The sequence below is a fragment of the Komagataeibacter sp. FNDCR2 genome, assembly GCF_021295395.1.
Taxonomy (GTDB): domain Bacteria; phylum Pseudomonadota; class Alphaproteobacteria; order Acetobacterales; family Acetobacteraceae; genus Komagataeibacter.
The window spans coordinates 1,502,828-1,524,321 of the sequence record NZ_JAIWOU010000001.1 but is presented as its reverse complement, the minus strand read 5'-3'; the positions used below and the strand labels follow the sequence as shown (position 1 = coordinate 1,524,321).

Sequence of the window (21,494 nt, the reverse complement as noted above, 5' to 3'; positions counted from 1 at the left end):
TTCGCGGCCCGCATGCTTCCCCTTGCCAGAAGAACAGAACAGGCCATGTCCGAGTCAAAACCACAGGATGTCTATCGGGAGACGGTCTTCCTGCCGACCACCTCCTTTCCCATGCGGGGCAGCCTGCCCAAACGGGAACCTGAGATTCTGGCCGGATGGGAGAGCGAGAAGCTCGATGACCGCCTGTTCGCGCAGGCGCGCGGGCGTGACGTGTTCATGCTGCACGATGGGCCGCCCTACGCCAACGGGCACCTGCATATCGGTCATGCGCTGAACAAGATCCTCAAGGACGTGATCAACCGCGCCCACCGCATGTCGGGCTATGGCATCCATTACGTGCCGGGCTGGGACTGCCATGGCCTGCCGATCGAATGGAAGATCGAGGAAGAATACCGCAAGCGCGGGCAGGACAAGGACAGCGTGCCCGTTCTCCAGTTCCGGGCCGAATGCCGTGCCTATGCGCAGAAATGGCTGGATACGCAGGCCAGCGAATTCCGCAGGCTGGGCGTGCAGGCGGAATGGGCGCGGCGCTACGCCACCATGGATTTTTCGTCCGAAGCGGCGATCGCGGGTGAAATCGGCAAATTCCTGCTCAACGGCCTGCTGTACCGTGGCCTGCGCCCGGTCATGTGGAGCCCGGTCGAGAAAACGGCCCTGGCCGAGGCCGAGATCGAATATCGCGATCACGAATCCACAGCCATCCACGTGGCGTTCCCCTTTGTAACCGATCCCACCCCCGCCCAGGCGCTGGAAGACGTGGCGGCGGTGATCTGGACCACCACGCCGTGGACCATCCCCGCCAACCGCGCCATCGCCTACGGCCCCGAAATCACCTACGCCGTGCTGCGTGTTGACGGCGTAAGCGACGAGGCCATGCTGGAACCGCAATCGCGCGTTCTGGTGGCGGAAGACCTGATCGGGCCGTTCTGCCAGGCAGCGGGCGTTACCGCGCACCATGTCCTGTACACCCTGCCCGGCAGCGCGCTGGAGGGGGCGGTCTGCGCCCATCCGCTGCGGGGGCAGGGCTATGATTTCGACGTGCCGCTGCTGCCCGGCGCGCATGTCACGACCGAGGCCGGGACCGGGCTGGTCCATACCGCCCCCGCCCATGGCGAGGACGACTTCAGCCTCGGCCGCGCCTTCGGGCTGGAAATCACCGAACTGGTGCTGGACGATGGCCGTTATGCCGACTGGGTGCCGCTGTTCGGCGGGGGGCATGTGTTCAAGGCGGCGGAGCCGGTCTGTCAGGCCCTGCTTGAATCCATGCAGCGCGCCGTGGCGGCGGGCACCGCGCCGTCCGGTCTGGTGGCGCGCGCCACGCTGGTTCATTCCTATCCGCATTCATGGCGTTCGCGCGCGCCCATCATCTACCGCGCCACGCCGCAATGGTTCATCCGCATGGATGGGGAGGGGCACCTGCGTGATCGCGCCCTCGCCGCGCTGGAAAAGGTGACGTTCGTGCCCGCGCAGGCGCGCAACCGGCTGACCTCGATGGTGGCGGGGCGACCCGACTGGTGCATCAGCCGCCAGCGCGCATGGGGCGTGCCGATTGCCGTGTTCGTGGAAAAACGCACCGGCGAGGTCCTGCGCGACGCGGAGGTGATGGCCCGTGTCGTCGCTGCCTTCCGCGCCGAAGGGGCCGATGCCTGGTACAGCTCGCCCGCCACGCGCTTCCTGGGTGAAGGGCGCGATCCGGAAGATTACGAGCAGGTGTTCGATATCGTGGATGTCTGGTTCGAGAGTGGCTCGACCCATTCCTTCGTGCTGGGGCATGGGGACATGCCCTTCCCGGCGGATCTGTACCTGGAAGGGTCGGACCAGCATCGCGGCTGGTTCCAGTCATCGCTGCTCGAAAGCGTGGGCACGCGCGGTGTCGCGCCCTACAGGGCGCTGGTGACCAATGGCTTCGTGCTGGATGAGCAGGGCCGCAAGATGTCCAAGTCCCTTGGCAATGTCATCGCGCCGCAGGATGTCAATGACAGCCTGGGCGCCGACATCCTGCGCCTGTGGGTCATGAATTCCGACACGAACGAGGATTTGCGCATCGGCAAGGAGATCCTCAAGCAGCAGGGCGAACTCTATCGCCGCCTGCGCAACACGCTGCGCTGGCTGCTGGGCGCGCTGGACGGCTTTACCGAAGCCGAGCGCGTGCCCCATGCCGAACTGCCGGAACTGGAGCGCTGGGTCCTGCACCGCATGACCGAACTGGGCGGGCTTGTGGCCCGCGCGGTGGAAACGCATGAATGGGTGGGCGTGTATCCCGCCCTGCACGGGTTCTGCGCCGCCGACCTGTCCGCCTTCTATTTCGATGTGCGCAAGGACACCATCTATTGCGATGGTCCGTCGAGCCTGAAGCGCCGCGCCGCGCGCACCGTGCTCGACCACCTGCATCGCAGCCTGTGCGCCTGGCTCGCGCCGGTGCTGGTCTTCACGGCGGAAGAGGCGTGGCTCGCCCGCCCCGGCAATACCGAAAGCGTGCATCTTCAGTCCTTCCCGGACCTGCCCACGGAGTGGAATGATCCCGAACTGGGCGATCGCTGGGCCATGCTGCGCGCCGTGCGCCGTATCATCACCACCGAGATCGAGAGCGCGCGCCGCGACGGGCTGGTCAAGTCCTCGCTCCAGGCGGCGCTCGAACTCCCCCTGTCGGAGGCGGAAGCCGCGCGGTTTGAAGGCGTGGACTGGGCGGAACTGACCATCGTGTCACAGGCCGGGGTCAGCATCATCGCGGGCGCGGGCTCGATCTATCTGGGCGAGGACGGGGCGCAGGAAGGCACGCCGCATGGCATTCCCGCCATTACGGTGGCGCAGGGGCATAAATGCGCGCGCTGCTGGAAGGTGCTGGACGAAGTGGGGCGCGACAGTACCCACCCCGAACTGTGCCTGCGCTGTGTCGATGTGGTGCAGGGCAAGGCGTAACGGCAATGAACAACCGCGTTGTGGGCGGGGCCTGCCTGCTGGGCGCGCTGGCGGCGGATCAGGCCAGCAAGTTCTGGATACTTGATGTCTATGACCTGCCCGCGCGTGAAAGCGTGCCCCTGCTGCCCGTGCTGAACCTGACCATGGTCTGGAACCACGCCATCACCTTCGGCATGCTGGGGGGGGCGGGGGCCGCCGGCCGCGTGATCTTTTCGGTCGCAGCCCTTGCGATCGTGACGGGGCTTGGCGTCTGGCTGGCGCGCACGCCACGGGTATGGGTGGCGGTGGCGCTGGGCATGATCATGGGCGGGGCCATTGGCAACGTGATCGACCGGCTGCGCTATGGCGCGGTGGTCGATTTCATCCATGCCCATGCCTTTGGCTGGTCGTGGCCGGTCTTCAACATCGCGGACGCCCTGATTGATTGCGGGGTTGCGATCCTGATTATCGACAACCTGCGCATGCGCGATGCAAACTAGGGGCTGGAGCGGCCCGCGCATGCTTGCCGAAGCGTTCCACTAACGGTAATAGGCGAGATATGGCGATTCCAGCTTTCAGACCCCTTTCCTGTGCATTGCTCATGGCGAGCGGCTTCATGCTGTCGGGCTGCTCGGGCGCTGATGTCTCGCGCGCCTTCGGGCTGGAGCGGAGCCTGCCGGACGAATACACCGTCACCACCCGTGCGCCGCTGTCCATGCCGCCATCCGATGAACTGGGCGCGCCCAACAGCAACGCCGTCCAGCGTGCGGAAGACACCAACCCGCGCATGCAGGCGCTGGAAACGCTTTCGCCCAACGTGGCGCTCCAGGGGGCCGATGGGCCCGACAGCGCGGGGCAGGCCGCCCTGGTGGGGTCGGCGCGGCAGGCGGCCAACGACCCGGACAAGGGCGAGATGGGGCGCGCGGATACCAGCTTTGTGGACAAGCTCATGTTCTGGCACGGTGGCGGGGCGGGTAATCTTGTCAACGGCAAGGCGGAAAACGCCCGCCTGCGCGAGGATTCAGCCCTTGGCCGCAACCTGACGCAGGGTGCCACCCCAACCGTAAGCGGCCCCACCAAATAAGTCCCACCAGACAAGGCGGTGTCCGTCTGGTGGGCGGAAACGGGAATCCGGTCGCGGATATGAACATGTCTTCAGGCAACAGCCAGCCGGTGATCCGTCGGCTGTCCGAACAGGTGGTCAATCGCATCGCGGCGGGCGAGGTGATCGAGCGCCCGGCGGCGGCGCTGAAGGAACTGGTCGAGAACGCCATTGATTCCGGGGCGCGGCGCATCCGCATCCGTCTCGACCGGGGCGGCATGGACCGCATCGAGGTCACCGATGACGGCTGCGGGATGTCGCCCGATGACCTGCTTCTCGCGGTCGAGCGGCATTGCACCTCCAAACTGCGTGACGAGACGCTGGTGCGCATTTCCACCCTTGGGTTCCGGGGGGAGGCGCTGCCCTCCATCGGCGCGGCCGCGCGGCTTACGGTCATGTCCCGGCCACGGGGCGCGGAGTCGGCATGGTCCATCCGGGTGGAAGGCGGCGTGGTGGGGGAACCCGAACCCTGCGCCGGGCCAGCGGGTACCCGCGTGCTGGTGGAGGACATGTTCTTCGCCACGCCCGCGCGACGCAAATTCCTCAAAAGTCCCCGGGTCGAATCCGGCCATGCCGAAAACGTGGTGCGACGTCTGGCGCTGTCCGCCCCGCATATCGCCTTCCGGCTGGAATTCGACACGCGCGTGATCCTTGACCTGCCGGTGCAGGACATGGCCGCGCGTGTCGCCGCCATTCTTGAATCCGGTCATGCCGATGGCCTGCTGCCCGTGGAAGGGCAGCGCGGTGACCTGAAACTGAGCGGCTTCATCTGCGCCCCCTCGGTCCATCGCGCCACGGCCAATGGACAGATGCTGCTGGTCAATGGCCGCCCCGTGGTCGATCCGGTGCTGCGCACGGCGGTCAGGGTGGCCTACCGCAATGTCATGGAACACGGGCGGCACGCGGTGGTGGCGCTATCGCTGGAAATCCCGCCCGAACAGGTGGATGTGAACGTACACCCCGCCAAGACGGAACTGCGTTATGCCGACTCGGCCGCCGTACGGGCGCTGGTGATCGGATCGCTGGGGCGCGCGCTTGGCACGGGGGCGGGGATCGCGGGGGTGCGGCCCGACCTGCTTCAGTCGCGCGGACCTTCCCCCGCGCGTATCTGGTACCCGCCGGAGCAGCAGGGCAACGCACCGGACATTTCCACCCGCCTGGCCATGCCGCCCGATCCGCCCCGGCAGGATGGGGCCGGATTCCCCGCCGGGTTTGGCGACTCCACCCTGCCGCTCGTCGCCCCGCCCTTGGCCCGCCATGCCGCCGCGGTGGAGTCGTCGCCTGGCATGGACGAGACCGCCGCCTGTGCGGAGGATCACCCCCTGGGCGCCGCCATGGCGCAGGTGCTGGGCACGTACATCCTGTCCCAGACAGCCGATGGCGCGCTTGTGCTGGTGGACCAGCACGCCGCCCATGAACGCCTGACCCATGAGAAGCTGCGCCAGCAATATATGGGTGGCGAGATTCGTGCCCAGCGCCTGCTGCTGCCCGAAGTGGTGGATCTCGTGCCCCGGCAGGTGGACGTACTTCTGTCCTTCACGCCCGCGCTGGCCAGGCTGGGAATCGAGATCGAACCTTTTGGGGGGACCGCCGTTCTGATCCGTACCATGCCCGCGCTGCTGGGCAAGGAAGACCCGGCGGGCATGCTGCGGGATCTGGCGGAGGAACTGGAGGCGGACGATCTGGCCACCCCGGCGCAGGCGGATGCGCTGGAGGCCCGCATGGACGCGATGATCGCGCGCATGGCGTGTCATGGCAGCGTGCGCGCGGGCCGCAGGCTGACGCATGAGGAAATGAACGCCCTGCTGCGCGACATGGAACGTACCCCCCGCTCGGGCACGTGTTCGCATGGTCGGCCGACATGGATCCGGCTGGAAAAGGGCGATCTCGAACGGCTGTTCGGACGCCGCTGACCGCGCGGTCCGGAGGGGCGTGCGGCATGCGCCTGACGCATTGCGGGGCATGGCAGGGCGCATGATCGGTAGAATGTGACCGTTTGCGCACTGGATCCCTGATACAAAACCCCTTTAGGGTCACGCATTGTCCATGGATGATGTGAGACCCAGTGTGCATCCGATCCTGCTCCCTCTAGTTACCTACCTGCCTCTTGCCGGGGTTGTCGCCATATTGCTGACTCGTGGCACGACCCAGACGGTCGAGACCGCCGCCCGATGGGTGGCGTTATGGACCAGTGGCATCGTGTTCGCGTTGTCCGTGATCATGTGGGCAGAATTCGACCCTGCCCATGTTGGCGTCCAGTTCGAACAGCGGATCGGATGGGCCAGCGGCGCGGGCATTTCCTATCATGCCGGGCTTGATGGCATCAGCCTCGTGTTCGTGCTGCTCTCCACGTTCCTCACGCCGCTTTCCATCATTGGCGGCTGGAAACTGATTTCAGGGCGGGTGCGCGATTACATGATCGCCATGCTGCTGCTGGAAACGACACTGATCGGCCTGTTCTCGGCGCTCGATCTGGTGCTGTTCTACGTGTTCTATGAAGCGACGCTGCTGCCCGCCAGCCTCATGATCGGCGTATGGGGTGGCCCGCGTCGTGTATGGGCGTCGCTGCAGTTCTTCCTGTTCACCTTTGGCGGCTCGCTGTTCATGCTGCTGGCGCTTCTGGCCATGTGGAACGCAACGGGTACGACCGATATCGTGGCGCTCCAGCATCACGGTTTCGGCCATGCCATGCAGTGCTGGCTTCTGGCCGGGTTCATCATCGCCTTTGGCGTGAAGCTGCCGCTGTTCCCGCTGCATGCCTGGCTGCCCGATGCCTATACCGAGGCCCCGACCCCGGCTTCCGTCATGCTGTCGGGCGTGCTGTCAAAGGCCGGGGCCTACGGCCTGCTGCGCTTTGGCGTGCTCATGTTCCCCGATGCGGCGCGCCTGTTCGCGCCGGTGGTGCTGACGCTGGGGGTGATCGCGGTGATCTACGCCGCCATCATCGCGCTGGCGCAGACGGACATGAAGCGCGTGATCGCCTATTCCTCGTTCTCGCATATGGGGGTGATCGCGATCGGCCTGTTCACCCTGACGCCCGAGGGAATTGACGGCGCGATTTTCCAGATGCTGTCGCATGGTATCGTGATCGCGGCGCTGTTCTTCTGTGTCTCCGCCGTGTCCTGGCGGGCCGAAACGCGCGAAATCAGCGCATTCTCCGGTGTCGCGCACAAGATGCCGGTGCTGGCCACGCTCGCCATGCTGTTCGTCATGGCCAATATCGGCCTGCCGGGCACCGGGGCGTTCGTGGGTGAATTCCTGGTTATGGTTGGTGCGCTGCATGTCTCGTTCTGGCTGGCCTTCCTGGGTGGTTCGAGCATGATCCTGGGTGCGGTCTACATGCTGGTGCTGTACCGCCGGGTGCTGTTCGGGGCGAACAAGGGCGGGGTTGTCGCCCTGCTGCGCGACCTGACGGGGCCGGAACTGGCTGTGCTGGTGCCGCTGGCGGTGGTGACGCTGTGGATGGGGGTACATCCGGGGTCGTTCCTGCGGATGTTCGATCCGACCGTGACCAGCCTCCTGCACCCCGTGGCGGCTGTCGCCACGGTTGAGCCGCAGGTGATCGCGCCGCTGACCGGCGCGGGCTGAACCACGTCTCTCCCTTGATAGGAAAAGCCCGGTCATCCCAACAGGATGACCGGGCTTTTTTTGTTCTGTAAGGACGTTTTGGTGAAGCTTTCTTCAAAAAGCTTCAGGAAACGCCGCCCTTTTGGAAAATTGCTTATACATCAAGGTTATCGACCTGTCTGGCATGTTCCTGAATGAAGCGGAAGCGGAGTTCCGCCTTGCGGCCCATCAGGTGTTCCACGCGCTCCAGCGTGAAGGCCCTGTCTTCGGGCGGGGTGATGACCTTGAGCAGCGTGCGGTGCTTCGGGTCCATGGTGGTCTGCTTCAGGTCGCCCGGCGGCATTTCCCCCAGCCCCTTGAAGCGTGAGACCTCGACCTTGCTGTTGGGTTTGAACGCGGTTTTCATTTTCTTTTCCCGGTCGGCATCATCCATGGCGTAGATGCTTTTGCCACCCTGCGTAAGGCGATACAGCGGCGGCTGGGCCAGGTAGAGATGCCCGTTGCGGATCAGACCGGGCAGTTCCCGAAAAAAGAACGTCATGAGCAGGGAGGCGATATGCGCGCCGTCCACATCGGCATCGGTCATGATGATGATGCGGCCATAACGCAGCTTGGTGGCGTCGAAACGCTCCCCCATGCCGCAGCCCAGTGCTTCCACAAGGTCGCGCAGTTCCTGATTGCCGCGCAGCTTCTCGGTCGAGGCGCTGGCCACATTCAGGATCTTGCCCCGCAGCGGAAGCACGGCCTGTGTTTCGCGGTTGCGGGCCTGCTTGGCGGAGCCACCGGCGGAATCCCCCTCCACCAGGAAGATTTCCGTCTCGGCGGCGTTTTCGCGCGTGCAGTCGGTCAGCTTGCCCGGTAGCCGCAGGCGGCGGGTGGCGCTTTTGCGCGGCGTGTCCTTCTGTTCCTTGCGGCGCAGGCGTTCCTCGGCCCGTTCCACCACAAAGGCCAGCAGGTTATCCGCCTGCGGCGGGTTGCCCGCCAGCCAGTGGTCGAAACGGTCGCGCAGGGCGGTTTCCACCAGCTTGCTCGCCTCGCCACTGGTCAGTTTTTCCTTGGTCTGGCCCTGAAACTGCGGGTCACGGATGAAGACCGACAGCTTGGCGGCGATGCAGCCCAGAATATCATCGGCATTGATGCTGGCGGCGCGTTTGTTGGAGCGCTGCTCCCCCCAGTTGCGCAGGCCCTTGAGCAGCGCGTTGCGGAACCCCGTCTCATGCGTGCCGCCATTGGGGGTGGGAATGGTGTTGCAATAGGAGGCAAGGGCCGCCGGACCCGTTTCCTGAAAGGCAATGGCCCATTCCATGCGCCCGGTGTCATGGCCATCAGGCCCGGTGGGCAGGTCCGCGTCACCCGCCCACAGATCGGTCAGCAGGGCTGCCTTTTCCCCCAGTTCGTCACGCAGGCTGTCCGCCAGCCCACCGGGAAAGTGCAGCACGGCTTCCGCCGGTACGTCATCCCCCTTGATCAGCGCCGGATCGCATGCCCAGCGGATGGTCACCCCACGGAACAGGAACGCCTTGGAACGGCACAGCCGGTACAGCCGGGCGGGCGAGAAATGCAGGCGGCCGAAAATCTGCGGGTCGGGGGTGAAGCGGATCTGCGTGCCGCGCCGGTTATTGACCGGGCCGATTTTTTCCACGCCGCTGAGTGGGTGCCCGCGTTCATAGACCTGCCGCCACAGTTCCCGGTCGCGCGCGATTTCCACTTCCATGCGGGCGGCCAGCGCATTGACCACGGACGAGCCAACGCCATGCAGCCCGCCGGATGTGGCATAGGCCTTGCCGGAGAACTTGCCCCCCGCATGCAGCGTGGTCAGGATCACCTCCAGCGCCGAGCGGTCGGGAAAGCGGGGATGCGGGTCCACCGGTATGCCACGGCCATTGTCGCGTATGGTCAGGCGGTCACCGGCCTCCAGCGTCACGTCGATGGTGGTGGCATGGCCGGCGACGGCTTCATCCATCGCGTTATCCAGAATTTCGGAGGCCAGGTGATGATAGGCCGTCTCGTCCGTGCCGCCGATATACATGCCCGGGCGGCGGCGTACGGGTTCCAGCCCCTCCAGCACCTCGATCGCGCTGGCGTCATAGGAATCGGGGGTGTTTGTGGTGCTGTCTGGCATGGGGGCGGGGGAGACCTTGCGTCGGGCGGGTTTGCCGGGGCTGGCAGGCGTGGAAAAAAGATCGTCGTTCATGAATCGTTCTTTATTTTGTCGCATCACGTCCAGTCAGGCTGCAAGGCCCGATCACGCGCAGGCACTATGCCCGCACTTGCGGGCATGAAAAAGGCCGGACGCTGGCCCGGCCTTATTTTTCTTTTATCCGGCCGCGACCGGCGTGCTCAGCTACGGACCGTATGGCGCGCCGGGCCACGGCTGGTGGTGGACGCCGCCGGGCGAACCGGGCGGTTGGGGGCGGTGCAGGTCAGGTAGGACGCGGGCTGGAGAATATCCTTCGCCTGCGCGTAGCTGGACAGGTCGGATGCGCTGTCAAGCACCAGCACCTCGTCAAACATGGAGATACGCTGCTGGCAGAACGCGCTGCCGGAATGCAGGCCGCGCTCGGACTGCACGTTCGCAAGCTGCGTGATGTAGTCATCATGCTGGCGCTGGGCGTTGCGGCCATAGGTGCTGCGGAAGTAGGTGTTGAGGACGTGTTCCTCATTGGTCAGCTTGTTGCGGAACTTGATGACGAAACTGTTATACTTTTCCTGCGCGTTGCATGACAGGGCCGTGACCATAAGCTCGCTTTTCAGGCCCTGCACATCGAAGGCCTCATGCGCGGGGGAAGGGGAGCAGGGGCCGGCGGCCAGTGCCTGCCCGCCATTAACCAGCCCGGCCAGGGCAAGTGCGGCAGCGCCAGCGCGCCAGATCGACATGGACATCAGGAAGGTTCTCCAGATATTGGGGCTGTTGCCAACGGGGGGTGCACGCGGCCCCGCATGGTCCGGCGGAAATGAAATCCGGATCAGGTCTATAGCGCAAACTTGCTGTTGCCAAAAGGGAGAGTGACGGTATCCCCCTTAAAAAGGGGAGCCATGAACGTTCGATGGGATGACAGCGGCCATCGGTCCGGCTATGCCACATGGGCAGGGCCTGTCCGCTTGCGTAAAAGGACCAACGGGTCTTTCCCGCCTGGGTGCGTTGCTCTACAGCACACGCCAAAGCGGTTTGCCGTTGTGCCGATCCAGACCGTATGGGACGGCGCGGGCGAAACTGTCCTCATAACAGGTGATGTATCAAATACAGCGGAGCTGACGAGTGCGACTGCGACTGTCTGCAATCATGATGACGACGGGCATTCTGCTCGCCGGATGTGACAACAAACCGGCCGTGAACCTTGGTGGAATCGGCATAACCCCCAACCCGTACAATTACATGAAGTCATCCGGCCTGTGTCAGGTGGGGAACCTGACGCCCGCGGGACAGAACACGAAAAGCGCCACCATGCAGGTGCGCAGCGATGACGGCTACTGCGCGATCGAGACGCGTATGTCCGGCGGGCATCCCTATCCCTCGTTCGGGGTGTCGCCCGCGCCGGAGCATGGCAAGGCTTTCATCTATAACTATAATGATCACACTTATGTGACCTATACGCCCAATACATCCTATTCCGGTCAGGACAAATTCCGTGTCGTCCTGATCCGTGGCGGCAGCGAGCCGCGTGAATATATCGACGTGACGGCCACGGTCACGGCCCCTGTCGTACCCGGCGCAAAATGATACCGCCCCGGCCCTGACGGGCCGGGGTCCGCCCTGCCGGAAGCGGGGCGGCGCAGTCAGATCGAGAAGGTGATGGGTTCGGGCTGGGGGCGGCGCATGCCCGCGTGTTCCGCCTTGCGCACCAGGTCATCAAGGCTGATTTCACGACATTTCTCGTCAATCATGCTGTCGAATTCCTGCCAGCAGGGTTCGACAACCTTCTGGAACAGACCGCCGATCGGGCCATCATCCGTATTGTCTTCCGCCGTGATGACCGAAAGGATATCCGCCAGCAGGATGTCGCGCCGGGGGCGGCCCAGCCGGTAGCCGCCACGCGGGCCACGCACGCTTTCCAGCAGTCCCGAGCGTGACAGGGACTGGAGCAGCGGCTCGATGCCCCGGCGGGCCAGACCGGCCCGCTCGGCAATGTCGGCCGCGCTTATGGTGCCGTTCCGTCCAGCGTGAAAAGCAACATCAAGCATGATCAGTATGGCGATCATGGTTCTGTCACGCCGGAGGAGCATATCATTCAGCCTTGCTTGGAGTGGAGCGGAAAAGTGCCTTGCACCGTTTATCAGCAATTGCCGGATTGATCCACGCTTCTGTTCAGGAGGATGGTGGATTATGTCAGACTGTACGCGTGAATAGGCCATTTCCGTAACAAGGAGTGATAACGGATGAACAAGACCACCCCGGCGGGTTCCACCTACGGTTTTGCCGCGCCGCGCGGCAAGGTGTACGACTCCATCGTGGACACTGTGGGGGGAACACCACTGGTGGCCTTGCCGCACCTGACCCGTGAGGACGGGTTGCAGGCCCGCGTGCTGATGAAACTGGAATTCTTCAATCCGCTCGCCTCCGTCAAGGACCGCATCGGCGCGGCCATGATCGAGGATGCGGAAAGCCGGGGCGAAATCCAGCCGGGCAAGACCACGCTGGTGGAGCCGACTTCCGGCAATACCGGCATTTCGCTGGCTTTCGTGGCGGCGGCGCGTGGGTACCGGCTGATCGTGACCATGCCGGAAGGGGCGTCGATCGAGCGGCGCAAGATGTTACGCCTGCTCGATGCGCGGCTGGAGCTTACGCCCATGCGGCTGGGCATGGCCGGTGCGATCGCCCGTGCCGAGGAAATCCTTAAAAAGACACCCAATTCATGGATGCCGCGGCAGTTCGACAACCCGGCCAACCCCGATGTGCACGCCGCCACCACGGCGGAGGAAATCTGGGCCGATACGGCGGGTGAGGTCGATATTGTCGTCGCGGGGCTGGGCACCGGCGGGACCGCCAGCGGCATTGCCCACCGCCTGAAGGACTACAAGAAGGACATCGAGGTTTACGGCGTTGAGCCGATGGAAAGCGCCATTCTGAACGGTGATGAACCGGGACCGCACGGCATTCAGGGAATCGGGCCGGGATTTTGCCCCCGCACGCTGGATCTCGCGGCGCTGGCGGGGGTGCTGCCGGTCTCCGAACGTGAGGCCATTGCCGCCGCCCGCCGCTGTGCGCGGCTTGATGGCGTGCCGGTGGGCATTTCATCCGGTGCGGCGCTGCATGCGGCCATACAGCTTGCCGCACGGCCGGAGAACGGGGGCAAGACCATCGTGACCATCGCCCCGTCCTTTGCCGAGCGTTACCTGTCCACCTCGCTGTTTACCGGGCTGGTCTGATCCCGGACCATCCGGCGCGAAGAAAGGCCCATATGGAAAAAGCGGCTGCCTTGTGGCGCTGCTTTTTTCTTTTCCATATTCAGGCGGGTGACAGCACGATCAGTGCAGGATGATCTCGACGCGACGGTTCTGCGCTTCGCGCGTATTGGCCATGGTCTGGACCAGCGGGTTGGAGTCGCCAAAGCCATGGATGTCGATCGCGGGGCCGGGCACACCGTCGCGCACCAGTTCGGCCTTGATGACCTCCGCGCGCCGGAGCGAGAGCGCCTGGTTATACTGCTCGCCCCGCAGGCCGGGATGGGCGGCGGAGTTGTCGGTATAGCCGTTGACCTCGATGCGCGTGGTCTGCGTATTGGTCGAGGCCTGCGCGGCAACCGCCACGATCGAACGGGCGCGATCGGTCAGCTCGCTGCGGTCCCAATCGAAAAATACGAGATAGGTCCGATTCTCCGCCGGGGCTGGCGCCGCGACGCTTGAAGGCGGCGGTGGCGGCGGCGGGGCGGGATTGAACTCGTAGCGCAGGCCGAGCATGAGCGAATGATTGAAGTCGGTGCGGCTGTCGCGGTTGCCGTTGCGAAAGCCGTAATCGCTGTTCATGGCCGTCAGCGCGCTGTCGCTGCCGCTCATGGAGGAATGGTGCGACTGCGGGCCAAGCATGGTCCAGAAGCGGTATTCCGCCGTGGCGGACAGGCCGACAACCCATGGCATGGGGAAGGCGAGGCCAAAGATGCCCTGATAGGCGAAGTTGCCGTACGTACCGCTCACATGCTGGCTGTAATTCGCGCCATTCACGTTGCCGGTCATGGTGGTGTTCATGTTCTGCCAGCCATAGCCGATACCCGCGCCAAAATACGGGAACAGCCAGCTTTTGCCGATATCGAGGTCGAACAGGGCATTGGCCATCAGGCCCGATTCCTGCTGCCGGCCATCCGCATGGGCATGATAGGCGGCATTGCCCCCCACCGTTTTCAGGTCGTTGTTACGGTAATGGCCCTCAAGTTCCACGCGGAAGCCGTTGCCCAGCCCCCAGCCGATGGCGCCCTCGCCGATGGCGCCGGTACGGAACTGATCGCGCGCCGAGGAATTCCGTATGACCTGGCCCTGGTTGAAGGTCGCACCACCTTCACCGCTCATGTACAGCCCCTGTACGGGCTGGGCGAATACCGGGGCGGAGACCAGTACGGGACCCAGGGTAACCGAGGCAGCCAATAAAGACCCTGCAAGCAATCCGTACCGCAGATTCATACTCTTCTTCTCCCTTCGACGGGCCTCTGGTGGCGTATCGGCCCGGTCGGGTGCGCGTGCCATATTCCTTCGGATCAGCAGCATCAGCATTCTTTTGCTTAAAGAAACCAGCCCTGACAATCCATTGTCACTGCCTAATCCACCGCTTCGGGCGGTGGGGCCAACTGTCCTGTCCGAGTGTGTGCCAGATGCCACACCCATACGCCGGACTGGTTTCTATGCCTTTAATCGCGTGGAATCACGTCTTTCATATCAGCCTTGCTTCAAACGGTGGCGCAAGATCGGGTGCGTCGAATTCAAGGACCCATATATCGGGGTCCCGTTCCCTCTGTCTTGCGACGTAGGTATCGACACTGTCCTGATCCACAGCCGCCTCCCCTGTAGCGCGGAACCATGCCCGGCGTCCATCGGGGGTGCGGGTGGGGGCAAGCACGCACATGCGCCTGTCCCGGCCCAGAAGTACGATCAGCACGCTGCCCGCATCTTCGTCCCCACGGTGCAGGACCATGCCGGGATTTCCCTTTTGTCCAGCCTGACGCAGCATTGCCCGGACCCATATGCCGGTTTTCAGGCGCGATTCTTCCATGGGGTGAACATCTCCGGTAATGCAGAAAGGCAAAGGGAGACATGCAGGAATAGCACGGTTTCCCATGGTGATATTCTAGCCGCCACTGGCCGGGACGGCGCTTTCCTCGGGTATGGCGGACAGGGCGGCGCGGTATTCGACCGGGTTGTCCAGCAGGGAACGCGCGGCATCAAGGTCGCTGTCTGTGCCGATGGCGGCGGGGCAGGCCTTGCGGATGCTCAGGATGCGCGCGGGGTCCACGGGGTAGCGGATCTGGCGGGTGGCGGTGATCCATTCCCGACTGTCCACCGTGCCTTCGGCCAGGTTCTGGAGCTGGCGCTCAAGCGCGCTTTCCCCCAGGCTGGTGCAGACCTGCGGCATTACGCCCAGCCCCTGTAGCGGCCAGCCCAGCGGGGCGAGCACGCGACTCCATGTTACGTAAAGCTCGCCGCCATTGGGCATCTGGCCAATGGTCTGGACCAGTCCCTTGCCCAGCGTGGCGCTGCCGATCACCACGCCCCGCTTCTGGTCGGCCAGGGCGGCGGCCAGAATCTCGGCGGCGCTGGCGGTGCGTCCATCCACCATGACGATGATGGGCAGCCCATTGGTCATGTCCCCGCCCTGCACGGCCCAGACATGGTTGGCCTGCGGGTCGCGGCCCTGCGTGATCGCCGCCACGCCGTGGTCCAGCATGAGCGCCGACGTGGTGACCGCCTGCTGGAGCACGCCGCCCCGGTTGCCGCGCAGGTCCAGGATCAGGCCCGAAATGCCAGGCACGTTCATCGCCTCGTCCAGGTACTGGCTCATTTCCTCCGCCGTGTTGGCGGAAAATGCGGTGATGTGCAGGATGACATGCTTGCCGCTGGTATAGGCGAACACGGTTTCAGGCGGGGTGGAGGCGCGGTGCAGCGTGACCGTGTTCTGCCGCCCCTTCACCTCCACCGTGATGCGTACAAGGCTGCCTGCGGGGCCGCCAAGCCATGAATTGACGGTATCGAGGCTGCGCGACGCGGTGGAGCGCCCGTTGACGGCCCGCACGATCTGCCCGGCGGCAAGGCTGGTCGGCCATGCGGGGCCATTGGCGTTGACCGCGGTGATGATGATGGCGTGCCTGTCGAGCCCCAGCGTCAGCCCGGCCGAGGCCTCGCCACCCGTGCGCGTGCTGCGGTCCGAGACGGCCGCGCCGGGCGCGATGTAGCGGGAATAGGGGTCGAGATGGTTGAACAGTTCATCAAAAAAGCCCTGCAGCACGCCATCCTGCCCGGTGCTGCGCATGGCGGCGGAATGCTGCCAGGCCACGTCCAGCATGCGGGTTATGGCCGCGCTCCACCCCGGCAGGTCGTTGGCCGGGGGCACGGGCAGCGCCATGACGGTCCGCTGGGTGGCGGCCAGTTGCAGGAAGCCCTGCTGCTCCTCAATACTGAGCGAGGGGTCGATCGCGCTCACGCCGTTCAGCCCCCACAGGGCGAAATCATGGATTTCATGGCTTTCCAGCGTGCGGGGCTGAAGGAAGGCCAGACTCGCCTGAATGACGGAGGAAATGACCGCCAGGTTCATTCCCGTCCCGGCGGGCGTGTCCACCCTGTCTTCATGGGGCGGCGGAGGCGGTGTGGGCGCGCGGGGAAAGGCGGGCGCATCCTCGGCGCAGGCGGAGGTTGTCAGCCGGACCATGACCAGCAGCAGGATGATGGTGTCGCGCGGGAGATGGCCCAGCGTGCACATGCGCCGCCGCCATGTCGGCGCGGGTTCGCCCCCCCTGCCCATCGGGCGCAGTATGATGGCCGCGAACTGGCGGCGTGTCATGCCCGCCGCCTCCATCGCGGCGGCGAGGCGTCGGGAAGTGCCAGCAGGACCGTTCCCCGGATGGCGCATGTCTGTTCTATCCGTACGCGCAGGGCCTGACCGGGCCGGAATACCATGGTCTTGTCGTATGACTGCAATGTCTGCGTTTTTTCGTCGTGATGCCACTGATCTTGCGGCAGGGCAGACATGGGCAGCAGGGCGGATGTGCCGGTCGCGTCCAGCACCATGAAAATACCGAATCGCGACAGGCTGGATATATGCGCCTCCATGACCGTACCCACGCGGGTCTGCAGCCACGTGGCGGCGTAGCGTTCCAGCGTATCACGTTCGGCCTGCGCGGCGCGGCGTTCGGTCAGGGTGATGGCCTGCCCGGTTTCCTCCAGCGTGTCATGATCCGGCGCCGGGCCGGGTTCCAGCCCGGTGGCGACCAGCAGGGCCCGGTGGGTCAGCAGGTCGGCATAGCGGCGGATGGGGCTGGTGAAATGGGCATAGGCGGGCAGGGACAGGCCGAAATGCCCGACCGGCTCGGGGCTGTATTCCGCCTGGTTCTGGGCGCGCAGGATCAGTTCGTTCACCAGTCCGGCCTGATCGGTATTGCTGACCTGGCGCAGTACGCGGTCCAGGTCGGTCGCGTGCAGGCTGCCCGCATTGGGGAGGGGCAGCCCCATCATGTCCAGCGCGCGGCGCAGGGTTTCCAGCCGTTCCGGCGCGGGGGGCGCGTGAATCCGGTAAAGGCAGGGGATATGCCGCCCCTCAAGATAATGTGCGGCGGCGACATTGGCCGCGATCATGAATTCCTCGACCAGCCTGTGGCTGTCGAGACGGATTCGGGGCCGGATGGCCGCGATCTGGCCGCTATCGTTAAGGTGGACCAGACGCTCGGGCAGTTCCAGATCCAGCGTGCCGCGCTGCGCCCTTGCTGCCGACAGGCAGCCCCATGCCCCGAACAGGCTGTCCAGCAATCCATCGGGCAGGGACTGCATGGTCGCATCGGGTGCGCCGTCGCGGGCCGCCTGCACCTGCTCGTAGGTCAGGCGCGCCGCGCTGCGCATGACGCCACGGCCAAAGCGCGCGCCTGACACGCCGCCATCGGCCGCGACCCGCATATCGACAAAAAGACAGCCCCTGTCCTCATCCGGGCGGAGCGAACACCAGCCGTTGGAGAGGTCTTCAGGCAGCATGGGAATGACCCGGTCGGGGAAATAGACCGAATTGCCACGCAGCCGCGCTTCTCGGTCCAGCGCGCTGCCGGGGCGGACGTACCACGCCACGTCCGCGATCGCGATCGTAATACGAAAGCCGTCCCCGTCCGGTTCGGCGTAAATGGCGTCATCGAAGTCGCGGGCATCCGCGCCGTCTATGGTGACGAGCGGCACCTCGCGCAGGTCGGTGCGGCCATCGGGCGTCACACCGCGCGCGGCTTTGGCCTGGGCCAGCGCCTCGGTGGGGAAGACGTGGGGAATCCCCAGCATGGCGACGGCGACCATGCTGATGGTCCGGGCATCGCCCTGCGGGCCGAGACGCTGGATGATCCGCGCGGGGTGCAGGCCCGGCCCGGATTGGGGCAGGGGCGTGGCGATGACGACTTCGTTGTCCGGCGCGTGATCGTCCTCGCCCGCGGGAATGATCCATTCCGCCTTCGCGCGCCGGTCCGCGGGGGTGAGTCGGCCCACGGGGCGGAAACGGGCGGGCGCGGCAAGGGCGGGGTCGGTTTCATCCAGCTTGTGGAACAGGCCCACGATCTGCACCGGTGCATCGGTCAGGCGGCGCAGGGTGCGGCCTTCGTACCGGCCGGGGCCGATGCGACGCAGGCGCGCGACCACGCGTTCGCCCGGCGCAAGAGCGGCGCGGCCCCGCAGTTCGGGGTGCATGAACACGACGGGGGGCGCGCCCTCCCCATCCCACTGGACGGGCCGCGCGACGGGATCCCCATCCGCGTCGGTGCCGGTCACCTGCACCACGGCGGATTCGGGCAACCGGTCCGATACGCGAAAGCGCCGGGCGCCTGCGGGGGCCAGCGTGCCGTCCAGCGCCATGCTGCGCAGCATTTCACGCAAGGGGCGCCGGTGTTCCGGGCCCAGGCCGAATTCCCGGCTGATCTCACGCTTGCCGATCCGGCCCGGCGCGTTTTCGATAAACGCGCGGAGCTGTTCGCGCTCGGGCAGGCCACCCGTCCGGGCCGGGGTAGTGCCCGTGGGCAGGCGGTCCGGCATCTCGGGAGCTGCTGGACGCTGCCGTTTCATGGTCAGTCAGTCCCGCTTTCGGTGCTGGTCTTCTTGCGTGTCGTGGTCTTGCGGGCAGCGGTCTTGCGCGCGGCGGGTTTCTTCTTGGGGGCCGCGCCCTCTTCGGGGGTTTCCGCCGTCTTTGCCTTGGTCTTGCGGGCGGCGGGCTTGCGGGCCGGGGCTTTCTTGCCGCCCTTGGGCTTCAGCGGCTTGCCTTTTTCGGTCAGCAGCGTCAGGGCCTCTTCCATGGTTACATCAGCCATGTCCTGCCCACGCGGCACGGTGGCCACGATCGACCCGTGCTGGACATAGGGGCCAAAGCGACCCTTGCGCACCAGCACCGGCTCGCCATCCTTGGGGTGCGGGCCGATGGTGCGGATGGAGGCCAGCTTCTTGGCCAGCGCATCGACCGCGCGGTTCAGGCCCACGGTCAGGACATCGTCATCCTTGTCCAGCGACCCATAGACCGCGCCCATTTTCACATATGGCCCGAACCGGCCCAGGCCCGCCTCGATCGGCTCGCCCAGTTCGGGATGGATACCCACGATCCGGGGCAGCGACAGCAGCCCCACCGCCTGTTCCAGCGTGATCGAATCGCCTTCCAGCCCACGGGGAATGGTGGCGCGCTTCGGCTTGGCCTTCTTGTCCTCGGGGTCGGGTTCGCCCTGCTGCACGTACAGCCCCCATGGGCCGCGGCGCACGGTAATCTCCTCACCCGACGGGCCGGTGCCCAGCACGCGCAGCCCATCCTTGAGGGACGCGGCCTCGGCGCCTTCATTCGGGTCGGCCACCAGTTTGCGGGTGTACTGGCAGGTCGGATAATTGGAACAGCCGATGAACGCGCCATAGCGGCCCAGCTTCAGCCCCAGCCGGCCGGTATGGCACGCCGTGCAGACGCGCGGATCCTGCCCGTCCTCGCGCTGGGGGAAGAAATAGGGCGAGAGATCCGCGTCAAGGGCCGTGATGACGTCGGATATCTTGAGATCCTTGGTCTGGTCCACGGCATGGGAAAAGTCGCTCCAGAACGCGGCCATGACATCACGCCAGTTGGCCCGGCCGCCCGAAATGTCATCAAGCTGTTCTTCAAGCCCGGCGGTGAACTGCGTATCGACATAGCGTTCGAAAAAGGAGGTGAGGAACGCCGTGACGAGCCGCCCGCGATCTTCCGGTATGAAGCGCCGGTTCTCGAGGCGCACATAATTGCGGTCGCGCAGCACGGTCAGGATGGAGGCATAGGTGGAGGGACGGCCAATGCCGATTTCCTCCATCTTCTTGACCAGCGACGCTTCCGAATAACGCGGCGGCGGCTGCGTGAAGTGCTGGTCCGCCACGACATCGCCCCGGCCGATCGCGTCGCGCTCGCTCATGGCGGGCAGCATGCGGTCCTGATCGTCATCCGCTTTGGCGGGGGAATCGTCACGGCCTTCGCTGTACAGGCGCAGGAAGCCATCGAAGGCGATGATGGAGCCGGTGGCGCGCAGCGTCGTGCGCTGCTGGCGGTCCATGATGTCCACCGCCACCTGATCCAGCTCGGCGGACTGCATCTGGCTTGCGACCGAACGCTTCCACACCAGGTCGTACAGCTTCTTCTGCTCGGCCGACAGGTAGGGGGCCATGTCCGCTGGCGTGCGGCGCACGTCGGTCGGGCGGATGGCTTCATGCGCTTCCTGCGCGTTCTTGGCCTTGGTGGAATAGATGCGCGCCTTCTCGGGCACGTAGTGTTCGCCAAAACTGTGGCCGATATGGCTGCGGATGGCGCTGATCGCCTCGCCCGCCATCTGCACGCCGTCGGTTCGCATATAGGTGATCAGGCCGACCGTCTCACCGCCGATGTCGATGCCTTCATAAAGCTGCTGGGCCGTGCGCATGGCCACCTGCGCGCCCATGCCCAGCTTGCGCGACGCTTCCTGCTGCATGGTCGATGTGGTGAAGGGCGGCGGCGGGTTGCGGCGCACCTTGCGGCGCTCGACCTTGCCCACGCTGAAGTCGCCCGCTTCCACCGCCGCTTTCGCGCGCATGGCGCCAGCTTCGTCGCCCAGGTCGAACTGGTCGAGCTTGTGGCCGTCCAGATGCGTCAGCCGCGCGGTAAAGGCCGCCCCGGCGGGCGTGGTCATGTGGGCGATGACCGACCAGTATTCACGCGGGCGGAAAACCTCGATCTCGGCTTCGCGCTCACAGATCAGGCGCAGCGCGACCGACTGCACGCGCCCGGCACTTTTCGAACCGGGCAGCTTGCGCCACAGGACGGGTGAAAGCGTGAAGCCGACCAGGTAATCCAGCGCGCGCCGGGCGAGATAGGCCTCGATCAGCGGAAAGTCGAGTTCACGCGGATGGACCATCGCGGTCTTGATGGCGCTCTTGGTGATCTCGTTGAACGTGACGCGCTGTACGTCGATGCCCTTGAGGAGGTTCTTCTCCTCCAGAATGGCGCGCACATGCCATGAAATGGCTTCCCCTTCGCGGTCGGGGTCAGTGGCGAGGTAGAGATGGCGCGCCCCGCGCAGCGCCTTGGCTATGGCCGCGATCTGGCGGCTGCCGCGCTCATCGGTTTCCCACACCATGGCGAAGCCCTCATCGGGCCGCACGCTTCCATCCTTGGGCGGCAGGTCACGTACATGCCCGAACGAGGCAAGAACCGTGTAGTTATCACCCAGATACTTATTGATCGTTTTCGCCTTGGCTGGCGATTCGACCACCACGACGTCAGTCATTCTGTCTCCGGATC

15 protein-coding genes are annotated in these 21,494 nt (G+C 65.2%); 7 read left to right on the top strand and 8 right to left on the bottom strand.

The window, feature by feature from the left end; translation table 11 throughout:
- Positions 1-45: 45 nt before the first annotated feature.
- The 5 genes from ileS (at position 46) to LDL28_RS07205 (ending at position 7,588) form a co-directional block, all read left to right on the top strand.
- A complete protein-coding gene (gene ileS, locus LDL28_RS07225) occupies positions 46-2,919 on the top strand; it encodes an isoleucine--tRNA ligase (protein ID WP_233057943.1) in 2,874 nt (957 codons plus the stop codon).
- 5 nt (positions 2,920-2,924) lie between these two features.
- The gene (gene lspA, locus LDL28_RS07220; RefSeq protein WP_233057942.1) at positions 2,925-3,398 is read left to right on the top strand and encodes a signal peptidase II; all 474 of its coding nucleotides are present in this window, start codon (positions 2,925-2,927) and stop codon (positions 3,396-3,398) included.
- 95 nt (positions 3,399-3,493) lie between these two features.
- Positions 3,494-3,982 (top strand): DUF3035 domain-containing protein, encoded by a 489-nt coding sequence (locus LDL28_RS07215; protein ID WP_233059223.1) that lies wholly within the window; start codon positions 3,494-3,496, stop codon positions 3,980-3,982.
- Positions 3,983-4,041: 59 nt separating this feature from the next.
- Positions 4,042-5,913: a DNA mismatch repair endonuclease MutL gene (gene mutL / locus LDL28_RS07210; protein ID WP_233057941.1), complete on the top strand. Its 1,872-nt coding sequence runs from the start codon at positions 4,042-4,044 to the stop codon at positions 5,911-5,913.
- A 133-nt stretch (positions 5,914-6,046) separates the two neighbouring features.
- A complete protein-coding gene (locus tag LDL28_RS07205) occupies positions 6,047-7,588 on the top strand; it encodes a NuoM family protein (protein ID WP_233057940.1) in 1,542 nt (513 codons plus the stop codon).
- 133 nt (positions 7,589-7,721) lie between these two features.
- Here LDL28_RS07205 and parE read toward each other — a convergent pair whose 3' ends face one another.
- Both parE and LDL28_RS07195 read right to left on the bottom strand, forming a co-directional pair.
- On the bottom strand, positions 7,722-9,689 hold the full coding sequence (gene parE / locus LDL28_RS07200; RefSeq protein WP_370636368.1) for a DNA topoisomerase IV subunit B: 1,968 nt from the start codon (positions 9,687-9,689) through the stop codon (positions 7,722-7,724).
- 218 nt (positions 9,690-9,907) lie between these two features.
- Positions 9,908-10,450, bottom strand: coding sequence for a hypothetical protein (locus LDL28_RS07195; RefSeq protein WP_233057938.1), 543 nt, complete (start codon positions 10,448-10,450; stop codon positions 9,908-9,910).
- 400 nt (positions 10,451-10,850) lie between these two features.
- On the opposite strand from LDL28_RS07195, the gene LDL28_RS07190 reads away from it, so the two are divergent.
- The gene (locus LDL28_RS07190; RefSeq protein ID WP_233057937.1) at positions 10,851-11,288 is read left to right on the top strand and encodes a hypothetical protein; all 438 of its coding nucleotides are present in this window, start codon (positions 10,851-10,853) and stop codon (positions 11,286-11,288) included.
- Between the two features lie 56 nt (positions 11,289-11,344).
- Here the strand turns inward: LDL28_RS07190 and LDL28_RS07185 are convergent, their stop codons facing one another.
- Positions 11,345-11,791 (bottom strand): Rrf2 family transcriptional regulator, encoded by a 447-nt coding sequence (locus LDL28_RS07185; protein ID WP_025813399.1) that lies wholly within the window; start codon positions 11,789-11,791, stop codon positions 11,345-11,347.
- Positions 11,792-11,944: 153 nt separating this feature from the next.
- On the opposite strand from LDL28_RS07185, the gene cysK reads away from it, so the two are divergent.
- Positions 11,945-12,934, top strand: a complete 990-nt coding sequence (cysK, locus tag LDL28_RS07180) for a cysteine synthase A (RefSeq protein ID WP_233057936.1) — start codon at positions 11,945-11,947, stop codon at positions 12,932-12,934.
- Between the two features lie 99 nt (positions 12,935-13,033).
- On the opposite strand, the gene LDL28_RS07175 is transcribed toward cysK, so the two are convergent.
- The 5 genes from LDL28_RS07175 to topA form a co-directional block, all read right to left on the bottom strand.
- Positions 13,034-14,179: an OmpA family protein gene (locus LDL28_RS07175; RefSeq protein WP_233057935.1), complete on the bottom strand. Its 1,146-nt coding sequence runs from the start codon at positions 14,177-14,179 to the stop codon at positions 13,034-13,036.
- Positions 14,180-14,426: 247 nt separating this feature from the next.
- Positions 14,427-14,765 carry a DUF1491 family protein gene (locus tag LDL28_RS07170; protein WP_233057934.1) on the bottom strand — a complete coding sequence of 113 codons (339 nt, stop codon included), beginning with the start codon at positions 14,763-14,765 and terminating at the stop codon, positions 14,427-14,429.
- 75 nt (positions 14,766-14,840) lie between these two features.
- On the bottom strand, positions 14,841-16,547 hold the full coding sequence (locus LDL28_RS07165; RefSeq protein WP_233057933.1) for a S41 family peptidase: 1,707 nt from the start codon (positions 16,545-16,547) through the stop codon (positions 14,841-14,843).
- Positions 16,544-18,760 carry a ribonuclease R family protein gene (locus LDL28_RS07160; protein WP_233059222.1) on the bottom strand — a complete coding sequence of 739 codons (2,217 nt, stop codon included), beginning with the start codon at positions 18,758-18,760 and terminating at the stop codon, positions 16,544-16,546. The genes LDL28_RS07165 and LDL28_RS07160 overlap by 4 nt, the downstream gene beginning before the upstream one ends.
- Positions 18,761-18,792: 32 nt before the next feature.
- Complete coding sequence (gene topA / locus LDL28_RS07155; RefSeq protein WP_233057932.1) at positions 18,793-21,480, bottom strand: type I DNA topoisomerase; 2,688 nt, start codon at positions 21,478-21,480, stop codon at positions 18,793-18,795.
- Between the last annotated feature and the right edge of the window lie 14 nt (positions 21,481-21,494).

Excerpts from the sequence above, each read along its gene's own strand:
- ileS (WP_233057943.1), top strand. The coding sequence starts at position 46 with ATGTCCGAGTCAAAACCACAGGATGTCTATCGGGAGACGGTCTTCCTG.
- lspA (WP_233057942.1), top strand. The coding sequence starts at position 2,925 with ATGAACAACCGCGTTGTGGGCGGGGCCTGCCTGCTGGGCGCGCTGGCG.
- mutL (WP_233057941.1), top strand. The coding sequence starts at position 4,042 with ATGAACATGTCTTCAGGCAACAGCCAGCCGGTGATCCGTCGGCTGTCC.
- LDL28_RS07205 (WP_233057940.1), top strand. The coding sequence starts at position 6,047 with ATGGATGATGTGAGACCCAGTGTGCATCCGATCCTGCTCCCTCTAGTT.
- parE (WP_370636368.1), bottom strand. The coding sequence starts at position 9,689 with ATGCCAGACAGCACCACAAACACCCCCGATTCCTATGACGCCAGCGCG.
- LDL28_RS07195 (WP_233057938.1), bottom strand. The coding sequence starts at position 10,450 with ATGTCCATGTCGATCTGGCGCGCTGGCGCTGCCGCACTTGCCCTGGCC.
- LDL28_RS07190 (WP_233057937.1), top strand. The coding sequence starts at position 10,851 with ATGATGACGACGGGCATTCTGCTCGCCGGATGTGACAACAAACCGGCC.
- LDL28_RS07185 (WP_025813399.1), bottom strand. The coding sequence starts at position 11,791 with ATGCTCCTCCGGCGTGACAGAACCATGATCGCCATACTGATCATGCTT.
- cysK (WP_233057936.1), top strand. The coding sequence starts at position 11,945 with ATGAACAAGACCACCCCGGCGGGTTCCACCTACGGTTTTGCCGCGCCG.
- LDL28_RS07175 (WP_233057935.1), bottom strand. The coding sequence starts at position 14,179 with ATGAATCTGCGGTACGGATTGCTTGCAGGGTCTTTATTGGCTGCCTCG.
- LDL28_RS07170 (WP_233057934.1), bottom strand. The coding sequence starts at position 14,765 with ATGGAAGAATCGCGCCTGAAAACCGGCATATGGGTCCGGGCAATGCTG.
- LDL28_RS07165 (WP_233057933.1), bottom strand. The coding sequence starts at position 16,547 with ATGACACGCCGCCAGTTCGCGGCCATCATACTGCGCCCGATGGGCAGG.
- LDL28_RS07160 (WP_233059222.1), bottom strand. The coding sequence starts at position 18,760 with ATGCCGGACCGCCTGCCCACGGGCACTACCCCGGCCCGGACGGGTGGC.
- topA (WP_233057932.1), bottom strand. The coding sequence starts at position 21,480 with ATGACTGACGTCGTGGTGGTCGAATCGCCAGCCAAGGCGAAAACGATC.